Here is a 22,608-nt window from a genome sequence, read left to right as displayed (position 1 = left end):
TTATTCATTTTCCTCTTTTTGCGCTTCTACAACTTCACAACATTTTTCTAAGAAAATTTTGATTTGTTCTAACCATAAATCCGTTGGTTGATTCGTTACATTGAGCAATACTTGTAAAGTTGTACCTTTTTTAGTAACTTGAGCAGGTAATTTCACTGGCCCAAGGGCTTCAAAAATGGCAACTCCTTCTAATTGTTGAACTACTGGTTGAGCAATAGATATAATGATTGAATATTGTTTTTTCTTAATCGAAGTAATCGATAACTGCTCTGCAAAATATTTTAGCATTCCAACTTCTAATAAATAGCTCACTTCATCAGGGAATTCTCCAAAGCGGTCAATAAAATCATCTAATAATTCATGATACGTTTCCATACTATCAATAGAACGAATTCGTTTATACATTTCAATTTTTTGACGTTCATCTTGAATATAAGTAGTTGGAATATAAGCATCTACTTGTAAATCAATTTCAACAGAATCTTCCATTGTTGGGACTGCTTTCCCTTGTTTTTTCAATACTGCTTCACTCAACATTTGAGAATATAAATCAAATCCAACAGAATCTATAAATCCATGCTGTTGTTTTCCTAATAAATTCCCTGCACCACGAATCGATAAATCTCGCATCGCAATTTTGAATCCAGAACCTAATTCTGTAAAGTCACGCATCGCTTGCAGACGTTTTTCTCCAACTTCTGTTAAAGTTTTATCTGGTTGATACATTAAATACGCATATGCAATACGGTTGGAACGTCCCACTCTTCCTCGTAATTGATATAACTGTGACAATCCCATATGATCCGCATTTTCAATGAATAAAGTATTTACATTTGGAATATCTACCCCTGTTTCAATAATCGTCGTTGTTACTAAAACATCATATTCTCCCTCAATAAATTGATATAAAATATTTTCTAACGTCGTTTCACTCATTTGTCCATGAATGACTCCAACTCTTGCTTCAGGAACTAATTGACGTAATTCATCTGCTTTCTTCTCAATGGTTTCCACACGATTGTATAAATAGAAGACTTGTCCTCCACGAGCTAATTCCCGTTCAATTCCATCTTTAATGGTAATCCCTTGTTGCTCCATTACAAAAGTTTGGACAGGATAACGGTTTGAAGGTGGTGTTTCAATAACGGATAAATCACGTACTCCTAACATCGACATATGCAATGTTCTAGGAATTGGCGTTGCTGTTAGTGTTAAAACATCGACTTGGGATTTCAATTGTTTCAATCGTTCTTTATGTTTTACACCAAATCGTTGTTCTTCATCGACTACTAATAACCCTAAATCTAAGAAATTCACATCTTTTGATAAAACACGATGCGTTCCAATCACGACATCTACTTGACCTTTTTGTAATCCTTCAATTGTTTCTTGTTGCTCTTTCTTCAATCTAAATCGACTTAACAATCCTATTTTGAATGGATAATCTGCAAATCTTTGAACAAAATTTTCATAATGTTGTTCTGCTAAAATCGTTGTTGGTACTAATACTGCTGCTTGTTTTCCGTCCATTAAAGCTTTGAAAACTGCACGCATCGCTACTTCTGTTTTCCCATAACCAACGTCTCCAACAAGTAAACGATCCATTGGTTTATCTTTTTGCATATCTGCTTTGATTTCCTCAATACTTCTTAATTGATCTTGAGTTTCTGAATAAGGGAAAGCATCTTCAAATTCTTTTTGCTCTACGGTATCCTTGCTGAAGGCATATCCTTTTTCCGCATCACGTTTTGCATATAATTCAATTAATTCATCGGCAATATCTTCAATTTTAGTTTCAACTTTACGTTTCGTTTTTGCCCATTCGCTACTTCCTAATTTATTTAATTTAGGAACTTTTGCATCCGAAGAAACATATTTTTGAACTAATTTAATTTGATGAACAGGTACAAATAAATGCCCTCCATCTTGATAATGAATCGACATATAATCTTGATGGACACCATTAATTTCTAATGTTTCCATCCCTTGATACACACCCACCCCATGATTGACATGGACAACATAGTCTCCAACTGCTAATTCTGTATAACTCTTCAATCTTTCCGCATTGGAAATTTTTTGAGTTCTTGGGGCACGTTTCGTTAATTTATTAAATAGTTCCTTTTCTGTAACGACTACAAATTTATCTTGTGGTAATTCAAATCCATGGCTAAAAGTTCCTACCATAATTTGAAGAATTCCTTCTTGTACTTCTTTTGTAATAGTTGCTGGAATATCAAAATCATGGAAAGTTTGTTCTACTTTTGCAGCTCTCGTTAACTGATCCACCACTACGATAACCGTAGCTTTTTGTTTCGCCCAACGATCTGCTTCTACTTTTACCATTGGCATTTGTGAGAAGAATTGTGTCATTGAACGTTCTTGAATATTATGAATGGCTTCAAACGTTAATCGCCCTAATCCTTTTTGGAATAATGAGAAATAGGTTCTTGGTAGTGTAGAATCTTTTAATACTTTCTTTCCTTCAAAAATCATATCAATCGAACTAGCAATCATTCCTAATTCTAATTGATGAATTTTCCACAATCCTGCTTCTTCATGAAGTGAACGTTGTTTTTCTTGAATTCGAGCATAATCATCTACTAATAAATATCCTTTTTTAGACACATAATCTAAAATAGTCGTTTTATCTTTATACAATAGTTCGAGCCAATAAGAAATTTTAGGAGGAATCTCTCCTTCTTCTAATTGTGTCATCAGGTGATTCATTTGATTGGTTAATAATTGCGTACGTTCATCTGATTCACTACTCTTTATATCTTTTTCATAAGCTTTTTGAATCTTAGCCTTTGCCTCAAATACCACTTCATATTCAAATGGAATATCTGTTGCCGGTAAAAGAATAATATTTTCCACCATTTCAAGTGAGCGTTGCGTTTCTGCATCGAAAAACCGTAATGAATCTAATTCATCATCAAAAAAATCTAACCGAATCGGATGTTCTTGATCCAACGGATAAATATCAATAATCCCTCCACGAACCGAAAAATCTCCTGGAGTAGCTACCATTGCTTCTCTACGATACCCCATCCGTCCTAATTGAGTGACTAATTCTTCTACTTCTAACCTTGTTTCTCCAACAACTAATTCAATGGTACTTTTCTTCCAAACTTCTAAAGGTACTAATGGCTTTTGAATTCCTGATAATGGAACTACTACGATTCCTTTTCCTCCAGTTGTTAAAAACTGTAATGTTCGAATTCGATTACTCACCACTTCAGGAGAGTGAATAGAATATTCTGCAGCTAAAGATTCCTCTACTGTAAATAAATATACTTCGTCTTCATACCACTGTACTAATTCTTCATATAATTGAGTCGCTTGTAACATTGTTGGTGTTACAACAACTATTGGCCCCTTCCAATTTTCATATGCATTTGCTACGGCTAAATGTTTCGCCGCTCCAGTTAACCCTAACACTAACTGACTTTGCATCTTAGGAAGGCTTTCTATCCATTCTTTAAAACTATGGATTTGTTTTTTACTAATTCCTAATGGTAACATATCTATTCCTTTCTCTTTATATACGCACTAAAAAGGTTGAAACTTTCGCTCCAGCCTTTTTTCAAGTTTATTTAATTAAAACGATTCATGGTTTGAATAAAATTATCGCCTTTTATCCAATCTCTTAACGCTTCTACGCTTTTAGCCACAGAAGCTAAAATATCTTCTTGTTCTTCCTTTTCAAAATTAGCTAATACATGATTGACCACACTTTTACCTGGAGCAGGTCGTCCTACGCCAATTTTAATGCGATTAAATTGGTCACTTCCTAAACAGCTAATGATACTCTTAATCCCGTTATGTCCTCCGGCACTACCTTTTTGACGTAACCTAATTTTTCCAACTGGAAGATCCATATCATCATATAGAACAACAATATCTTCAATTCCAATTTTAAAATAATTCATTAATGGACGAACCGCTTGACCGGATAAATTCATATACGTCAACGGCTTCATTAAAATGACTTTTTCTCCATCGATATGTGTTTGAGTAAAAGTTGCATCAAATAATGCTTGATTAAATTCTAAATTTTCTTGATAAGCAAATTCATCAACCGTAATAAATCCAATATTATGACGAGTTCCTTTATATTTTGCTCCTGGATTTCCTAATCCAATAATTAATTTCATACGTTCACACCCATTTCTATCTTGAGTCCTATTTAGTATATCATAAACTATTCAAAAATCGAAAATTTAATTTATTTTGTAAGCTTTTGAAAACCCTTCACAAAACAAAACATGTTATACTATCCATGGTTATTCCATTTAGGAAATAGGAGGTAACAATATGAAAAAATTTATTAAACCTAGCAATAAAGTAATTTTAATTGGAGATGGCGCAGTAGGTTCAAGCTACGCCTATGCACTTGTTCTTCAAGGAATTGCGGAAGAACTTGGAATTATTGATATTGCACGAGAAAAAACAGAAGGAGATGCCTTAGACTTATCACATGCGCTAGCATTTAACTCTCCAAAGAAAATCTATGCAGCAAGTTATGAAGACTGCCATGATGCAGATGTCATTTGTATTACTGCTGGTGCAGCTCAAAAGCCAGGCGAAACTCGTATTGACTTAGTACATAAAAACTTAAAAATCTTAAAAGGAATTATTGATCCAATTATGGCAAGTGGATTTGATGGAATCTTCTTAGTTGCATCAAACCCTGTTGATATTTTAACATACGCAACTTGGAAATTCTCTGGATTACCAAAACATCGTGTTATCGGATCTGGAACTGCATTAGATAGTGCTCGCTTCCGTCAAGCAATTGCCGAATTAATTGGTGTTGATGCTCGTAACGTTCATGGATATATCCTAGGAGAGCATGGAGATACAGAATTCCCAGTTTGGTCTCATGCAAATGTCGGAGGATTACAAATTTATGAATGGGTTCGCCAAAATCCAGATACAGATGAAGAAAAATTAGTCGAAGTATTCTTCCAAGTAAGAGACGCTGCTTATGAAATCATTGCGAAAAAAGGTGCTACTTACTATGGTATTGGAGCAACCCTTGCAAGAATTACAAAAGCCATTTTAAATAACGAAAGAGCTATCTTCCCATTATCTGTCTATCTCGAAGGACATTACGGACAAGAAGATGTATATATTGGCGCTCCAGCCGTTATTGGACGAGATGGTATTCGCCAAATTATCGAAATCCCTCTTGCAGATGCCGAACAAGAAAAAATGGACTTATCTGCTTCCACTTTAAAACAAGTCCTTCATGACGCATTTGAACGTTTAGAAAACGAATAATGATTTAAACTACTAAAAAGCACAAAATCATGGAAAAGCGCCAGCGATTTTGTGCTTTATTTTTTGCGTAAAAATTCCTCATTCTCTATCATCCAAATTTTAAGCCCATAAATATGTGGCAATAAGCTCTTCCCTAAAGGAGTTAATCCATAATACGTCTTTTGTCCTGTAGAAGATTCTCCTTTTTTGTAAACAATATGAATTTCCATTAAATCATTTAATGTTTGCGATAACATCTTTCTTGAAACTATTCCAATTTCACGCTCTAATTGAGCAAAATACATTTCCTCTTCAGCTAACGTTAGTACAATAAATATGCTCCATTTCCCAAGTAACGGTAACGCTAACTCTCTTAAACATCTGTCTTTTTCCATAGGCACCTCAAAGTAACTTCTTTTCTAACAAGCTTAATCTGATTATTATTATACCCATAATTAAATATGATTGCTATAAAGGAGTGTTTCGATGTTTTTTAAAACTTTTGAATTTGAATTTGAAACAAGACGATTAATGTGGTATTGCCCCTATGGTGGAAGTGATTTTGCAGAAGTTCAATCGACTACAGAAAAAATAAAAGAAAAAAATTATGAATCCTGGTATGCAGAATGGTATAAACTCGGTACTAAATTAACACAAAAAAACTTTAACAGTTCTATTTCTAAAGGGAAAGCCTATTTAAGAGCTAGTCGATATTTTCAAGCAGCTGAATTTTTCTTATCTCCTAATGATGATCGAAAACTGGATTGCTATGAACTTTCTGTTGATTATTTTTATAAAGGACTTAATTTATTATCGATTCCTTACGAATTGAAGGAAGTACCGTTTGAAGATTATTCCTTACGAACATTATTTTTTAAAACTACTCAGCCTCCTAAAGGAACATTATTCATTTGTGGTGGATTCGATGCATTATTAGAAGAACTTTATTTTACGAATGTAAGAGCATCTTTAGAGGAAGGGTATCATGTCATTTTATTTGAAGGCCCTGGACAATCTAGAGCTATTCGAACTTATCAAAAAAGATTTACTCCACGTTGGGATTTAGTGGTAGAAGCTGTCCTTCAGACTTATCAAGACGAAATTGTCTTACCAAAAATTGGAATTGGACTATCCTTAGGTGGATTATTAATTGCAAGAGCTTCCGCATTAAATGAGCATTTATTCGATAAAGTTGTTTTATATAATTATTTTCCAAATATGTTGGACTCCTTTAAAACAAATATCCCGAAAATCCTTCATCCCTATTTAAAAAGTCAATTCCCACCTTTTTTAGAAAAAATAATTGAAGGATATATTTCGCATGTCCCCTTTTTAAATTGGCAAATTGAACATGCAAAATGGGTTTTCGGATGTAACTCGCTCAACCAGCTTATTACTCGATGTCGAGATTTTTCAGAACTTCCAGTCAAAAATCCAGTTCTTCTTTGCGTTGCAAAAAATGATAACTATTACCCTTCTGAATTAGCAACACAATATTTTGAACAATTAGACGTTCAAAATAAAAGAATGAAAATTTTCGACAAAGAAAATGACTACAGTGATCTTCATTGTCAAAATGGCGCTGCATTTGATACGAATGATGTGATTTTTGATTGGCTTTTGGAAGGTTGATATATCTAAAACTCTTCTTTATGTTACAATAGATTCATAGAACACTAAAGGAGAACTCAAATGATTAAACTAATTGCCATCGATATGGATGGAACGCTGCTAAATTCTAACAAACAATTACTGGAAGAAACAAAACAATATTTCAAAGAATTCCATCACAAAGATACTGACACATTATTGGTTCTATGTACAGGAAGACCTGAAACAGGAATTCGTCCTTATTTAAAAGACTTAGGTTATCTCGAAGAAAATCATTATATTATTAGTCAAAACGGCGCTAATATTTACGAAAGCCAAACAGGGAATCGCATTATGGATGCCTTTGTAGATTCATCTGCTATTCAAAAATGGATTCAACTTGGAAAAGACCATGACATTAGCGTACTAGGAGGAGGAGTTGATTATTACTACTCCTTTGACCAAGAACCAACAGAATGGATGGAATATGATGTGAAAATCATCAACGGAGAGATTAAACGTATTACGACAGAAGAATCTCTTACCACAGATTTTTATAAAATTTTACTACTTGCAGATGAAGAACAATTAAATGAATTCGAAACAGTCATTCCAGATGCTTGGAGAGAAGAATTCTATGTAGTTCGTAGCCAAAAATATTTAGTTGAAGTATTAAAAAAAGGCGTTAATAAAGCATACGGACTAGAAAAATTAGCACAAAAACTTAATATCAATCGTAACGAAATTGCCGCTATCGGTGATGCCGCAAATGACATCGAAATGCTTCAATACGCAGGATTACCAATCTCAATGGGAAATGCCACTGAAGAAGTAAAAGGTTTAAGTAAAATGGTAACAGACACAAACGAAAATAATGGTGTTATTAAAGCTATCGAACGAGTTATTAATGAGAGATTGTAGTATTAGTGGAGGAAAATTTGAGTCAAGAGATACCGCAGCTCGCTATAGAAAAAATGATTTAACTAGATTCAATGATGAGTTATCAAAATTACTAGAATCATTAAAAAAATTTATTTCATGGAGAAATTAGAATGTTTAGTGTGAGAAAAATTGGGAGTTTTATACTAGCCTTTGTTCTTTTAATAATTGGTTCTATTTTAGAAGGGATAGTTCCTAAGGAAATCGGACGCGGAATTGATTCAATTCAGTCTGGTTTATCAGTGTATAGTACATTTAGTGGTATTTTATTACTAATTTTATTGGCTTTCATTTGTAGTAGAATAGGCTTGATTGGAATAAAATTACTTACTGTATCCGCTGTAGGTACTTTGAGAACTTATTTATATTCTTTTTGGAATTATAAAAACTATAAAAAAATTGATGGCATTAAAAAAGGTGAGTTTACACAAATTATTAATGATGATTTACAAAATATTGAAAATTTCACTATTGAGTCATTTGTAGAAATATTAGTCACGCTCATTGGATTTGTAATTGCAGCGATAAATATTTACCTAATTTCTCCAATATTATTTTTGACCTTATCCATATTGTATTCAATATATTTCTTACCATTTAGCAAACTCGTAAAGAAACAAAAAATGTTACACATTAAACAGAGAGAAAAAAAGAAAATTTTAAAAATTTTTACACAAGAATATTTAACCAATAAAGAGAAATTATATTTTCTTTATTCTGGAAGTTATATACAAAAACAAGTTTATTCACTATCAGATAAAATCAATGAGTTAACTGTTAAAATTAATTTATCTGCTAATCAAACTAAGTTATTACCTAGAACCATTGATTCTATTGGACCAGGACTTGTTATAATTTTAGGTGGTATGAAAGTTATCTCTGGGGAAATTTCAATTGGTGAATTAGTAGCAGTCATAACTTACTTAAGTTATTTTAGTTCTCCTTTTAAATATACTATGGCTTTTATTTCATCTATTCAAGAAATTTTAATGTCATATTCTAAAGTATATAATTTGATAAAGCGACTAAAAGAGGAAGTCAACCAAGAAAAAACACCAAAAATTTATCAGATAATTAATCTATTAAACAATAATGTGCATGGATACTTTCTTATAAGGGGGAAAAATGGTGTGGGAAAATCAACGCTTTGTAGAGAATTATATTTTAATGATTCATATTTAAAAAAAGAATATAAAATGTTTGTTCCGCAAGACTTTACATTTATAAAAGGTACTGTTGAAGAAAATTTAATGAGAGATGATCTATCTAAATTTTCTAAGTTATTAGATATTATTCCAGAATTAAGTACAAATTTAAGTGAAGAGAGCGATTTATCAACAGGGCAGAAAGCAATTATCAATCTTATTCGTCAAACCAATTTTGAGGCACAAGTTATAATAATTGATGAGTTAGGTGCTAATGTTGATGAAAATGTCAGAAGACTCATTGAAGAATTTTTTCTTGAGTATTTTTCTGATAAATGCATTTTTGAGGTTACTCATTTAGAAAAAGGGATAGTTCCATCAAGAATAATTACAGACACCATAGAGGTTTAGTATGAAAGAAATATCGAAGATTTTATTGAAAAGTAATATATTTAAGCTATTATTCATTTCATTGATTGTCTTACTAAGATCAATAGTGTTATTATTTCCAGCAATACTTATAAAATATGCAATAAATTATAGTATTCCTAAGTTTGATGTATTTTCATTATTTTTCTTAGGGGGAATAGTTGCTATTATTCCTTTTTTTACCAACTATTTAATATCTTTAGACCTGAAAATTTCAAGTTTTATATTGGATAATAGTTTAAGTCTTATAGATAGGCTTGTAAATAGATCATTAACTACGCCAAAAAATGACAGTGCATATTTATACTATATTTCGAAAGGTTTAAATGAAATTAGTTATTTTTTTTATCGAGATATTGGTAGTTTATTGTGGTGTCTTGCTACTATTGGATTAGGAATGATTTACATATTGATAGAGAATATAATAATTTGTTTAGTTATAGTTATAATATTTCTTAGCGTATATTTTTTACTTAGTATATTTTACAAAAAATTGATAGTAGTTGAAGATATGAGAATAAATAAAATGATTCATTTACAATCAATTTCCCAGAACCTGGATGATTTAGGCATAAAATCGTTTTATAATGAAAAATTAAATTATAAATTGATACATGAAATAAATAAAGTTAATGATGAGATAATTGCTTTATCGAAGAAACGAAATATATTGGAGCATTTTATAACCTCAATTATTAAATTTGTTAACAGTTCTATGGTTGTAATTATTTTTTGTTTGGGATCGTACCTTATTGGCAGAGGAAGCATTGGTAGTATAGTTTCTATTTATCAAATAAGCATCTGGATGATACCAGCAATGACACTCTTGATTCAACTGTCTGTAAAATTTAGTAGTATTAATATCAAAGTCGATACACTCGAAGAACTAGTAAATGTAAAAGAGATAAAACAAAAGCATAAACCATCACTTTTACAGAAAAAAGACTATTTTGAAATAATAAGTGCTTCTTATGGTAATTCTAAGCTGGATAAAAATATAATATTAAAAAAAGGAAAAATATATCTATTCACAGGTGCAGTAGGAATTGGAAAAAGCTCGTTTCTATCCAACTTCGTAAGGTGGCAGGAAGAGTATTTTAATAATATTTGGTATAGCCAAACAACCCCAATTATTTTTTCCGATACAATTATAAATAATATACGATTAAATCAGAATATTTCAGATCAAAAAATAATAGAATTATTGGATATCCATCATTTCCCTAAAACAATTTACAATCGTTTATATGAAGAGGTAAATTTTAATACTCTTTCTGGTGGGGAAAGACAACTAATTGAATTTGCAAGACTGTTAATCAGGGCTGTAGAATTTGACATATTAATTTTTGATGAGTCTTTTAGTGCGATAGATCCCGTTACATTCGGTAAAATTTGGAAAGCTTTTATAAACAACTTTTCTGATAAGACTATTATTGTCGTTTCTCATAAAAAATTAGAGAGTATCATTTTTGATTTTGAACTTAAATTTAGTGATTATTTTGGGGTGAAAAAAGATGGAAAAAATATTTTTTAATATAGAAAAGTGAATTCTTCTTTTTATAAGCATTCATGTCATTCCCAAGAACAGAAAAAAGACTTCCCATTGTAGTATGAGCACTAGAAACCATCTGGCTTCTAGCGCAGGAAAATTTGAGACCTTAGGCTCAAATTTTAGCCAAGAGACACCGCAGGTGGCTACTGGCGTCCTAATACTACAATTCTCAGAAGTCTTCTTTTTTTACGCATCATGTCATTCCCAAGAACAGAAAAAAGACTTCTCATTGTAGTATGGGCACTAGAAGCCATCCGGCTTCTAGCGCAGGAAAATTTGAGACCCTAGGCTCAAATTTTAGCAATGAGACTCGCATTTGCGAGGCTGCTTGCGTCCTAATACTACAATTCTTGGAAGTCTTTTATCTTATTCCCCATCTACCGTGAAAATCGAAGCAAACTCATCCGTTTCTTCTGGTTCAGTTTCTTGCGACTTCGGCTCTAAGAAATAACATTCCTCAATAATAACCTCCGTCACATAAACATCCTGCTGATCACGATTCTTATAATGTCTCGAATGAATTCGACCCTCAATCCCTAAACGATCGCCCTTCTTCACAAAACGCTGAATCCGATCCGCCATCTTCCCAAAAGCAATCACCTGAATAAAATCCGTCTGCTTATCCCCATCATTCTGTCTATAAATACTCTGCACTGCCAAAGTATTTCGACAAACGGAATTCCCCTTCTCAGATTGATGAACAGCGACGTCTTTAATCAGACGACCAATTAATGAAACATGATTCATTTTTCCGTACCCCCATTGAATTATTAAAGAACAAATTGTCCTTCACTCTATAAGTACGAAAAAAATCTCAAAAAATATTTTTTTACGAAATATTTTTTCTTAAATTTTCGGCAAATTCAGAAATTTTTCTCAAGCGGTGGTTTACCCCCGATTTAGAAATTGAACCAGAGGGAATAATCTCTCCTAAGTCCTTCAAACTAATATCTGGATTTTCTTTTCTCACTTGCGCTAATTCAAATAATTTTACAGGTAAAGCCTCTAAACCAACTTTCTCCTCAATGAATAAAATATCTTCCATTTGACGGGAAGCTGCATTGACCACTTTATTAATATTAGCATTTTCACAGTTCACTAAACGATTCACCGAATTTCTCATATCTCGTACAATTCGAATATCTTCAAATTTCATCATCGCATTAGCTGCACCAATAAGTGCAAGAAAATCCGCAATTTTTTCCGCTTCTTTTAAATAAGTAATAAATCCATTTCTTCTCTCAATCATCCTCGCATTGAGACCAAAAGCATTCATCATATCACAAATATCTTCATTATGTTCTTCATAGTTTGAATAAATTTCTAAATGATAGCGACTTGTTTCAGGATTATTAACGGAACCTCCAGCTAAGAATGCCCCTCTTAAATAAGAACGCATTTTCTCTTCATTATCACGAATCTCTAGTGGAATATGTGTAATTAATTCCAAGTTTTCCATAATGCCTAAATCACTTAAAATTTCCTTAGTTCCTTGTTTTAAACGTACAATATACACATTGTTTTTCTTCAATTTCATTTTACGGCGAACAAGTAATTCACTTTCAATTTGATAATGTTGCTTTAATAATACGAAAATACGTCTCGCAATCGCAGCATTTTCCGTTTGAATATTTAATACAAACTGACGATTAAATAAACTCAAAGAACCATTCATACGAATCAGTGCTGCTAATTCTGCTTTTGCATGTTCAATATGGACTTCTAATTGTGTTAATTCTTTTTTCGTTTCTGATGCAAATGACATAATAGCCCCCTTTCCCTATACAATAGGAATGGGAAAGAACAATTGCTCTTCCCCACTTCTTTTTCATTAATCATGTTTTACACTTCGTAATAAAGTAAATAATTCATCAATGACTTTTTGTCCATCATGATAGACACCATTTTCTCTTAATTTAAGAAAATCTGTCGAAATCACTCGGCAACCTTGGTCACGTAATCCTTGGAAATCATATTTTACTTGATACAAATATTCTTCATGCTTTTGTTGATTTAAATATTCATCCGGAACAGACTCCGTATTGACTAATACCGTATCAATAAAACATTCTTCTAAATGTTCATGTAATACACGAACATGGTCACTATCCGTAAAATGTTCTGTTTCTCCTAATTGTGTCATAATATTACAAATATACACCACTTCTGCCTGTGTTTCACAGACTGCTCTTCCAATATCTTCAATCATTAAGTTTGGCAAAATACTGGTATATAAACTTCCTGGTCCAATAACGACCATATCCGCTTCCATAATTGCTTCCACAACATCTCGAGAAGCGATTGGTTTACGATTTTCATCATAAGTATGAACACTAACATGTTTAATTTTTTTACGATGCTTCGCTAATTGAGACTCTCCATCTACAATCGTTCCATCTTCAAATTCTGCTCTTAGCAATAATGGTTCTTCTGCAGCAGGGTAAACATGCCCTTCAATACTCATCATTCTAGAAAGTAGACGAATCGCATCAAAAATATTATTTCCATGCATTTCTGTTAAGGCAGCAATAATTAAATTCCCAATCGCATGACCTGCAAAAAATTGATCATCCGACTTAAAACGATATTGGAAAATATCTTTTTGCAAGGAATTCATTGGAGATAATGCACATAAGCAGTTACGAATATCTCCTGGAGGCACAACGTTAATGTAGTCTCGAATAACTCCAGAACTTCCTCCATCATCTGCTACCGTTACAATCGCAGTTACTTCAGCATCTTGTTTTCTTAAATTTCTTAATAAGACAGGTAATCCTGTTCCTCCACCTATAACAGTAATTTTAGGACCTTTCTTTCGCTTCTTTTCTTGAGGTTCTACTTCAAAAATCACGAACGACCATTCCCTTCTTTACGTTTATCTTTATCACGGTGAGAAATCGTTACATGATAAGAGTCAGACATTAATTCTCTTCCTGTACGTTCTGTTAATGCAACGGAACGGTGTTGCCCACCCGTACATCCAATCGCAATTGTGACACTTGATTTTCCTTCTTTTTTATAACCAGGAATAACAAAGTCTAGTAATTCCATAAATTTATGATAGAAAGTTTTTGTTTCAGGTTGACTCATAACATAATCATAAACGGCAGAATCTTGTCCTGTTAATGGACGTAATTCATCAATATAATGCGGATTTGGTAAGAATCGAACATCCATTACGATATCTGCATCAATTGGAATCCCATATTTAAATCCAAATGACACCACTTGAATTGTAAAAATATCAGTATCCCCATTTGAGAAAGTATGCATAATTTCCTCACGTAATTTTCTTGGAGAAAGAGTTGTAGTATCAATGACTTTTTGCGCGCGCACTTTAATATCTTGTAATAATCGACGTTCCGCTACAATGCCATCATATACACGTCCATCACCTGCTAATGGGTGAGTACGACGAGTTTCTTTATAACGAGAAACTAATGCATCATCACTTGCTTCTAAAAATAAAATTTTCGTAGTAATAAATGATGTATTATCTAAACCACTAATCGATGTCATAATTTCATCAAAAAACGCTCTTGAACGTAAGTCGATGACTAATGCGATTTTTGTAATTTTTCCAGATTCTTTTACTAATTCCCAAAACTTTGGTAATAAACTTGGTGGCATATTGTCGACGCAAAAATAGCCCATATCCTCGAAGCTTTGCATTGCGACCGTTTTTCCAGCACCACTCATTCCTGTAATGACCACTAATTCTAATTGATCTACCATGTGTCATTCACCTCTCCTATTTCAGTTCTCTCTATCATAACATATCCGGGCGTTCCATGGGAAATTTTAAGTCATTTTCTCTCCTTTTAAGCCCTTGTATCTAACTTATCTTGTTGTAATAAAATTTTTAAAGTTGTTCCTTCTCCTACAACCGATTCTACGGATAATTCTAATCCTAAATTTTTCGCAATTTCATTGGATAAATATAGACCTAATCCTGAAGAATGATAATTCATTCTTCCATTAAATCCACTAAAGCCTCTTTCAAAAATTCTTTGCTGGTCAGATTCTGCAATTCCGATTCCTGTATCTTGAATACATAAATAAGCTCCTTCTAAATAAATCGAAATTTGCCCACCTTTGTCCGTATACTTAATGGAATTTAATAAAATATGTTCCAAAATAACACTAAACCATTTCGCATCTGTCACAATTACTTGGTCAATAGCATCATAGGACAAACGAAGATTTTTATAAATAAAGAACGTTGCAAACTTCTTCAAAATCTGACGAATCATACTATCCAAAGAATGTTCTCTCAATACTAAATCTTGATGAAAAGTCTCCATTCTCACATAATGCAAAACAAAATCAGTATAGGTTGTAATTTTTATTAACTCTTGTTCTAATGGACTCTTTTCAGGAAGCGTAGGTAAAGCTTGAATTAATAATTGACTCGAAGCAATACTTGTCTTAATTTGATGAATCCACATCGTATAGTAATCTAACTGTTCTTTATAAGCTTCTCTTTGTTGAAATTCTGCTTGTGCTAGTTGAGTGGCATAATCCTCTAAATTCTCTAATAAAAATTGTTCAGACGTCGTCCACACTTTTTCACTTTGAAGCAATTCTTTCCAATTTGGATTTTCCTTTATTTTTTTATACTGCAGAAAATCCTTTGCACACCATGAAGTTAAAAATATGCCTGAAAAAATTACCACTAGTACTATTAAATACAACATCCATTCCAGTGCATTAAAAGCAAACCCAAAAACTAACCATAAGCATAGAATAAAAGCGATATACCATAGAAATTTTTTATGAGTAAATAGCCACTGTTGAATAAACTGTCTCTTCTCTTTACTCATTGGAATCCACCAACCCATAACCAATTCCTTTTTTAGTCGTAATAAAATTCACTAGACCGCATTCTTCTAATTTTTTACGAAGACGGGCAACATTAACCGTTAACGTATTATCGTCAATAAAGAAATCACTATTCCATAATTCCTTCATCAATTCATCTCGGCTAACAAAACTGCCAACTCTTTCAAATAGTACACGTAAAATTTGAAATTCATTTTTCGTCAAATCAATCACTTGTTGTTTATAAGTAAATTGAGTCGTCTTCAAATGTAACGTCGCACCCTTATATTCAATCCAATCTTGAGTTCCAACAAATTCATATGCACGACGGAAAAGTCCTTGAATTTTAGCTACCAATATCGGCATTTCAAAAGGTTTCGTAATATAGTCATCTGCCCCCATATTAATCGACATAACAATATCCATCGGTTGTTGATGAGAAGATAAAAATAAAATCGGCACATTCGAGATTTTACGAATTTCCTGACACCAATAATAACCATTAAAAAATGGAAGCGTAATATCTAATATCACTAACTGAGGATTCACTTTTACAAAATCATCCATTACTTTATTAAAATCTGTTACACATGCTACTTGATAATTCCATTTACTTAATTCCTGAGCTACAGCATCACGAATAATCGGTTCATCTTCCACAATCATTACCGTATGCATCTACTTCACCTCAATTTCAAACATTTCTTATACACCTTGATTGTATCACGGAATAAATAAGAAAAAAACACCTTCCTTTGGTAGCTCGGCTACAAAGAAAAATGTTTTTTTATCATTACTTTAAAAAATTATTTTGTAATTGTCTTGAAGTTTTGGTTCGTTGTTGCTTCTAATACAGGATGTTTTTTCATATAATCGGCAATTAATTCCGTCATATCAATTTGAACTTCACGTACAATTTTTTCTGGTTTAAACATGGCATAGTTTCCGCCACCTACTGCACGATATTGGTTTGTTACAACTTCTAATTCATCCGTATCTTGAACAGGAGCTCCATGATAGTCTAATCTTGTCACTCGTTCACCAAATGGTTTTGTAAAATCAAGTGTATACTCAATACCTTCATACATATCATAATTGTAATATTGTGGTTTTGGTTCAATATATTTTGGATTAAATTGAACTTCTCCGTCTTTTACAATAAAGTAAGTCGCAACTCTTTCTAATGCTAAACGTAAATCTTCTCCAGAAATTTTTAACACTGCTAAAGTATTTGGATAAATGTAGTTTGTAATGACATCACGCATCGCAATTTGAGAACCAAATCCTCGTCCTTCATTATTGAATAAAGCTGTTCCCGAAATATCTGCACCCGTTGCTTCCATTTGAACTTTATTAATAAATTCAATATACGGATGTTCTACTAATCTTGCTTGTTGTGGATCTGTAATCGTCATATCTCCCACAACAGTTCCTACTGGTGTGTCTAACCAATTTTCTACATCTGCTTGTAATTCTTCAAACATTTCTAACACTTTAGGATCCGCTTTAACTCCCGCTGTTTCATGTAATTTCGCTTGGCTATTCACAACTACATAACGGTCGCCTTCTTTTTCAACATGTAAGCTAATCTCACCTACATAAGCTCCACGATATCCTGGTTGAATAACAGGAACGCCATTCACTTTTGTCGCAATCACACGGTGTTGGTGTCCTGTTACAAGCGCATCAATTCCAGGTACTTTAGTCGCAATCGCATACCCTTCATTTTCTCCTGTTAATAATTCTGTAGGTTCACCCGTTTCTAAGTCTGATTCAAACCCTCCATGGTAAGTCACCACTACGATATCCGCTTTTTCACGCATTTCTGGCACATATTTCTGTGCAGTTTCTAAAGCACTAATAAAGGTTAAATCTTTAACGGTTGCAGGTTGTTCCCATTTTGGAATATAAGGAGTTGTTAACCCTAAAACGGCAATTTTAACGCCTTCTTTTTCAATAATACGATACGGTTCTCCAAATACTTGTTCACCAGTTTTAGAAAGAATATTCGCACAAATAATTGGATGATTGTAGGATTCAATGGCTTCACGTAAATAGTCTAATCCATAGTTGAATTCATGGTTTCCTAAAATTCCTAAATCATATTCTAAATAGTTTAAAACTTTTGTTAAGTCATGGGCAATATGATGACCTTGTTTACGAACATAATAACTTAATGGAGAACCTTGAATAAAGTCACCATTTTCAATTTGAATAACTGGGCCTTTTGCTTCTTTTTTGATTTTTTTAATAATGGTTGCAGCTTTAGCTGTACTAAATCCTAAATCTAAATTTCTTTCAGCATAGTTTGTAGGTAACACATACCCATGCATATCACTTGTTTCAATAATTTTGATTTCCATTTTATCCCTCATTTCACTCTTTAGTCACAGTTCATTGTATCATACAAAAATCAAAATAAATAGATAGATTCTTCCCCTTTATTCCTAAAGAAAAGTTATCATTCATTTATGCATTTCTTGTTCATTATTTGTCAAATTTCTTTTCCTTATGATAAAATTAAAATATATTACATATAAAAAGGGGATTTCATATGAAAAAAATAATATTCTCAAGTTTATTTCTATTTTCTTTAATAGGAGCTACACTTTCAAGTCAAGTTTTAGCTAATGATAGACTATATTCCACCAAAACAATGAATGGAACACAAGTAAATGTTTTAGCTTCTGAGACAACTTCATCTTCTTCAGAAAATTCTTTAATTGGAATTCAAGGGGAATTATTAACTCCAGACAAACAAGCAATTATCAATCGTATTAACGAAATTCGTAAAGAAGCAGCAGATGAAGGTCTTGTTACATATATTCCAATTAAATGGTCAACAGCATTAGAACAAACTGCTATCACTCGTGCTGTAGAGGCTTCTATTTCAATGGGGCATGTACGCTTATCAAATAAAGATCTTCAAAGTGCATTTCCTAGTGGAATTTATACTTATTCTGAAAATTTAGCTTGGAATTACGGTGGCTTTATGGCAGCTATTCAACAGTGGTATGCTGAAAAAGCAGACTATCAAAAAAACTTGAAGGACAATCCGTATCAGGCCAAACTGGACATTATGAATCACTAATTAATCCTGAATATACTCATATGGGACTCGCAGCATTCGATAATCCAGCACACAAAAATGGTTGGATTGCAGTTGCACAAAGCTTAGCTAGTTCTTCTGGAGATTCTGAATCATTAGTTGGTAATTACGGACCAGCCATTTTATATACAGAAATTTTATCTTCTCGTATTCAAGAAATTTCAACTAAGGCTAATTTATTTGATGAAAGCTATAATGTTATCGGAAACCATATAACGAAAACTAGCTCTTTCAAAAATATACCTGGACAAAGAACCTATTTTTCTACTAACAATCCTTCCGAATTTATTAAATATTTAAAATCACAATTAACACAAAATGTTTTAACTGGTACTTGGAAACAATCTGGAAATAAATGGTGGTATCAATACTCTAATGGTAATTATGCAACAAATTGGAAACAAATTGATGGTAATTGGTACTTCTTCGATAATGAAGGCTGGATGAAAACAGGCTGGATATCTTCAAATGGTTCTTGGTACTATCTAAACAGCAATGGTATTGTAAAAACTGGCTGGCTAAAAAGCGGGAACTCTTGGTACTTCCTTGATAATTCTGGCGCAATGAAAACTGGTTGGGTAGCAACTGGTGGCTATTGGTACTATCTTGATTCTACAGGTGCAATGAAAACTGGTTGGTTCAAAGATAATGGAAAATGGTACTATGCTTATAACACAGGTGCTTTAGCCATGAATACAACAACTCCTGACGGTTATTCTGTAAATCACAATGGAGAATTAGTTTAATTAATTTTTTAAAAGTACAATTTATCGTAAAAAGACCGTAGAAAAGTTTCAGTTCTACGGTCTTTTTCACAAAGTAATATTTTTTATATTCATCGCTCCACTTAAAAATAATTTGTTTTTTTAATGCTAAAAAATTGTTTCTACTTTCTCTTTCATGTATACTAAAAGTACTATTATGAAAGGAATTATTATATGAATTTTAAACAATCTTTTTTGAATTTTAGTATTAGAAAATTAAGTATCGGTGTTGCTTCTATAGCTATAAGTTCGATATTTTTTAATACTCAAATCGCTAGCGCTGACACTATTTCACAATCTCAAAAAATAAATCAAGGAATTAATAATACTTCTACTCAAATTAATTCTAAACAAATTGACTTATCTGACAAAAAATCTACAGCAAGATCAGAAGAAAATTTAAATTCTACTCAACCAAAAATAAATCAGCCAATTCAAAATAATGGAGCTTCTGTTTCTGGAGATAAATCAACAAATTCAAAAGTTCCTACTCAAACTGAAAGAAGTTCGAACGAACCATCGGCTGTTATCCAAAAACAATTTATTGAAACAGAAATAGAAAAACCAGCTGCTGAAAATCATCATCCTATTAGAAATCTTACTAAAGAGGATGCCCTTAAAATTTCAAAAGGTGAATTACATACAGAAAATAACTTAATGGATAATTCTTTATATGGTGAAAAACCTTTAGATCCAGAAGGTGATGATGATCATGATGGCATTAAAAATAAGGACGAAATCTATATTTATCGAAAAAATAATCATGAATATATCGGATATAATAGTCATCCTCTTCTAGAAGACAGTGATGGTGATGGGTTACTAGATAATGAAGATGATAATAAAAAACAATGGTATGTTACTGATAGAGATGCTATTTTCTTTATGAATCTTGCCTACTATGATGAACAGTACATTAATAAAGTCTTAGATCACAAAAATCCTTTCCCAAGTTTATTTCTTAAAGAACAAGAATACAAAATGATGCATAATGAATTAGCACCATTCTGGAAAATGAAAAAATCTTATCACACAGATAGTGGAATGGATGCATTTTTATTTGAAACTAAAAGTGACTTAGCATATCTAAAAGATAATACTGTTCAAATGTTAGCAATTCGTGGAACTAACCCAGATGATATGAAGGATTTAACAACAGATTTAGTATTATTTGGTGGAAATAAACCTGCCCAAGCTGATGATATTAGAAAAGTTATTGGTGAATTAGCAAAAGATTCAAGTATTACGAATTTATATATGACTGGACATTCACTTGGAGGTTACTTAGCACAAATTGCTGCTGTTGAAGCTTATCAAAAATATCCTAAATTTTATGACCAAGTCCTTAAAAAGGTTACTACTTTTAACGCACCTAAAGTCATTACATCACGTACTGTTTGGAATGCGAATAATGGATTTTGGGATGTTGGATTAGAAAGTAAGAAATTAGCCTTAAATGGAAAAATCAAACATTATGTAGTCGATAATGATAACGTTGTTGGTCCATTAATCCATAATGATGCTGATGTTGTCACTTCTACGGGTAATGCTAATTTGAAACATGGTGCTCGAGGATATTTTGAAAGTCGTTTAAATTTATTCGATAATTTTAATATCCGTAAACGTTCAACATTAGATAAGCTAGGATATCAAGATCCTAAGTTGGATAAAATTCAATTTATTAAAAAAACACCTACTCCATCAAATCCAACTCAACCAAGTGAAGAACCTTTTGTGAATATCGCTTTAGGTAAACGAGTAACTCAAAGTTCTACTGCATTTGGTGGAGACGCAAGTCGAGCAGTCGATGGTAAAACTGACGGAGATTTTGGTCATCAATCTGTTACTCATACAAATTTCCAATCAAAACCTTGGTGGCAAGTCGATTTAGATAAAGAAGAAACGATTCGTCAAATTAATATTTTCAATCGTACTGATACTGCACAAGACCGACTTTCGAATTTCAACGTCATTCTTTTAGATAGCTTTGGTAATGAAATTGAGCGTAAACGTATCTCTGCTTTAACAAATACTTCTGCTCAACTTGCGATTGATTATAAAAAAGCACGATTTGTTCGAATTGAATTAGAAGGACATAATGCACTTAGTCTTGCAGAAGTCCAAGTTTTACGAGCTGAAAATATCGCTTGGAAAAAACAAGCTTCACAAAGTTCAACAGCTTATGGTGGAGATGCAAACCGTGCTTTAGATGGAAACACAAATGATACTTATTCTCAAAATTCTATTACACATACAAATTTTGAAAATAAAGCTTGGTGGCAAGTAGACTTAGGTCGAAGTGAACAAGTAGGATTAGTAAGATTATTCAATCGTGGTGATGGCGAAGTAGCCAAACGTTTATCAAACTTTGATGTCATCTTATATGATGATAAGGGACAAGAAGTTTCTAGACAATATATTAATCATCTTCAAAAAAATCAATTAGATATTCAATTTAATGGAAAACTAGGACGTTATGTACGTGTACAATTAAGACATCAACATCAGGCTCTTAGCCTTGCTGAAGTTGAAGTTTTTCGTTTTAATCCTACCAAGACTATTAACATTAAACAAATAAAACCAGTACAACAAACAATAACACCATCCATTCCTGATAAAGAGATTATCATTCAACATAAGGGTGCTTATATCGCTCGCTATAAGATTTTCTGGGATGAAACAATTCAAAATAGTGATGGAACAACATCCATCCGTTCTCGTTCATGGGAAGGAAATGGATATAATCGTACTTCAGGATATACTCTTAATTTCAAAGTTAAAAGTAATATGCATAATATTAGAATCAAAATTGAAAAAGCAACTGGTTTATTCTGGAACTGGTGGCAACCAATTTATGATAATAATTTATTGTTAAATAAATCCCACCGTACAATTACACATTGGGGAACAACATTAAACTCAAAAGTAACAGATGAAGATTAAATCATAAAAAACACACTAAAAATTTAGTGTGTTTTTTTACGACTTAAATAA

18 protein-coding genes are annotated in these 22,608 nt (G+C 32.5%); 8 read left to right on the top strand and 10 right to left on the bottom strand.

The window, feature by feature from the left end; all coding sequences use genetic code 11:
- Both mfd and pth read right to left on the bottom strand, forming a co-directional pair.
- Positions 1–3,525 (bottom strand): transcription-repair coupling factor, encoded by a 3,525-nt coding sequence (gene mfd / locus RWM24_RS04285; protein ID WP_314111936.1) that lies wholly within the window; start codon positions 3,523–3,525, stop codon positions 1–3.
- Between the two features lie 71 nt (positions 3,526–3,596).
- Positions 3,597–4,157, bottom strand: coding sequence for an aminoacyl-tRNA hydrolase (pth, locus tag RWM24_RS04280; protein WP_314111934.1), 561 nt, complete (start codon positions 4,155–4,157; stop codon positions 3,597–3,599).
- 160 nt (positions 4,158–4,317) lie between these two features.
- Here pth and RWM24_RS04275 point away from each other — a divergent pair, with 160 nt between their 5' ends.
- On the top strand, positions 4,318–5,286 hold the full coding sequence (locus RWM24_RS04275; protein ID WP_314111932.1) for an L-lactate dehydrogenase: 969 nt from the start codon (positions 4,318–4,320) through the stop codon (positions 5,284–5,286).
- A 56-nt stretch (positions 5,287–5,342) separates the two neighbouring features.
- On the opposite strand, the gene RWM24_RS04270 is transcribed toward RWM24_RS04275, so the two are convergent.
- The gene (locus RWM24_RS04270; protein ID WP_314111931.1) at positions 5,343–5,660 is read right to left on the bottom strand and encodes a helix-turn-helix domain-containing protein; all 318 of its coding nucleotides are present in this window, start codon (positions 5,658–5,660) and stop codon (positions 5,343–5,345) included.
- A gap of 91 nt (positions 5,661–5,751) precedes the next feature.
- Between RWM24_RS04270 and RWM24_RS04265 the strand changes: the two genes are divergently transcribed.
- From RWM24_RS04265 to RWM24_RS04250, 4 genes are all read left to right on the top strand, one after another.
- The gene (locus RWM24_RS04265) at positions 5,752–6,897 is read left to right on the top strand and encodes a dipeptidyl aminopeptidase (RefSeq protein WP_314111929.1); all 1,146 of its coding nucleotides are present in this window, start codon (positions 5,752–5,754) and stop codon (positions 6,895–6,897) included.
- 60 nt (positions 6,898–6,957) lie between these two features.
- Positions 6,958–7,776, top strand: a complete 819-nt coding sequence (locus RWM24_RS04260; protein WP_314111927.1) for a Cof-type HAD-IIB family hydrolase — start codon at positions 6,958–6,960, stop codon at positions 7,774–7,776.
- Between the two features lie 131 nt (positions 7,777–7,907).
- The gene (locus RWM24_RS04255) at positions 7,908–9,350 is read left to right on the top strand and encodes an ABC transporter ATP-binding protein (RefSeq protein ID WP_314111925.1); all 1,443 of its coding nucleotides are present in this window, start codon (positions 7,908–7,910) and stop codon (positions 9,348–9,350) included.
- Between the two features lies 1 nt (position 9,351).
- Positions 9,352–10,902, top strand: a complete 1,551-nt coding sequence (locus RWM24_RS04250; RefSeq protein WP_314111923.1) for an ABC transporter ATP-binding protein — start codon at positions 9,352–9,354, stop codon at positions 10,900–10,902.
- 384 nt (positions 10,903–11,286) lie between these two features.
- On the opposite strand, the gene RWM24_RS04245 is transcribed toward RWM24_RS04250, so the two are convergent.
- From RWM24_RS04245 to RWM24_RS04215, 7 genes are all read right to left on the bottom strand, one after another.
- The gene (locus tag RWM24_RS04245) at positions 11,287–11,667 is read right to left on the bottom strand and encodes a single-stranded DNA-binding protein (RefSeq protein WP_314111921.1); all 381 of its coding nucleotides are present in this window, start codon (positions 11,665–11,667) and stop codon (positions 11,287–11,289) included.
- Positions 11,668–11,749: 82 nt separating this feature from the next.
- Positions 11,750–12,685 (bottom strand): DNA-binding protein WhiA, encoded by a 936-nt coding sequence (whiA, locus tag RWM24_RS04240; protein ID WP_314111919.1) that lies wholly within the window; start codon positions 12,683–12,685, stop codon positions 11,750–11,752.
- Between the two features lie 66 nt (positions 12,686–12,751).
- Positions 12,752–13,771, bottom strand: coding sequence for a YvcK family protein (locus RWM24_RS04235; RefSeq protein WP_314111917.1), 1,020 nt, complete (start codon positions 13,769–13,771; stop codon positions 12,752–12,754).
- Complete coding sequence (gene rapZ, locus RWM24_RS04230) at positions 13,768–14,655, bottom strand: RNase adapter RapZ (protein ID WP_314111916.1); 888 nt, start codon at positions 14,653–14,655, stop codon at positions 13,768–13,770. Before rapZ ends, RWM24_RS04235 begins: the two co-directional genes overlap by 4 nt.
- 86 nt (positions 14,656–14,741) lie before the next feature.
- Positions 14,742–15,761 (bottom strand): sensor histidine kinase, encoded by a 1,020-nt coding sequence (locus RWM24_RS04225; RefSeq protein WP_314111914.1) that lies wholly within the window; start codon positions 15,759–15,761, stop codon positions 14,742–14,744.
- On the bottom strand, positions 15,736–16,419 hold the full coding sequence (locus RWM24_RS04220) for a response regulator transcription factor (RefSeq protein WP_314111912.1): 684 nt from the start codon (positions 16,417–16,419) through the stop codon (positions 15,736–15,738). The genes RWM24_RS04225 and RWM24_RS04220 overlap by 26 nt, the downstream gene beginning before the upstream one ends.
- Positions 16,420–16,547: 128 nt before the next feature.
- The gene (locus tag RWM24_RS04215) at positions 16,548–18,104 is read right to left on the bottom strand and encodes a 5'-nucleotidase C-terminal domain-containing protein (RefSeq protein WP_314111909.1); all 1,557 of its coding nucleotides are present in this window, start codon (positions 18,102–18,104) and stop codon (positions 16,548–16,550) included.
- Between the two features lie 191 nt (positions 18,105–18,295).
- On the opposite strand from RWM24_RS04215, the gene RWM24_RS04210 reads away from it, so the two are divergent.
- The 3 genes from RWM24_RS04210 to RWM24_RS04200 all read left to right on the top strand — a co-directional run bounded on the left by RWM24_RS04210 (position 18,296) and on the right by RWM24_RS04200 (position 22,557).
- Positions 18,296–18,832, top strand: a complete 537-nt coding sequence (locus RWM24_RS04210) for a hypothetical protein (RefSeq protein ID WP_314111907.1) — start codon at positions 18,296–18,298, stop codon at positions 18,830–18,832.
- 20 nt (positions 18,833–18,852) lie between these two features.
- The gene (locus RWM24_RS04205; RefSeq protein ID WP_314111905.1) at positions 18,853–19,596 is read left to right on the top strand and encodes a hypothetical protein; all 744 of its coding nucleotides are present in this window, start codon (positions 18,853–18,855) and stop codon (positions 19,594–19,596) included.
- 192 nt (positions 19,597–19,788) lie between these two features.
- Entirely contained in the window at positions 19,789–22,557 is a 2,769-nt protein-coding gene (locus RWM24_RS04200) for a discoidin domain-containing protein (RefSeq protein WP_314111903.1), read from the top strand.
- Positions 22,558–22,608 lie beyond the last annotated feature (51 nt).

The organism is uncultured Granulicatella sp., assembly GCF_963516875.1.
Classification (GTDB): Bacteria; Bacillota; Bacilli; order Lactobacillales; family Aerococcaceae; genus Granulicatella.
Note: the sequence above shows the minus strand (reverse complement) of the source record. Positions and strands in the feature narration are given on the sequence as shown.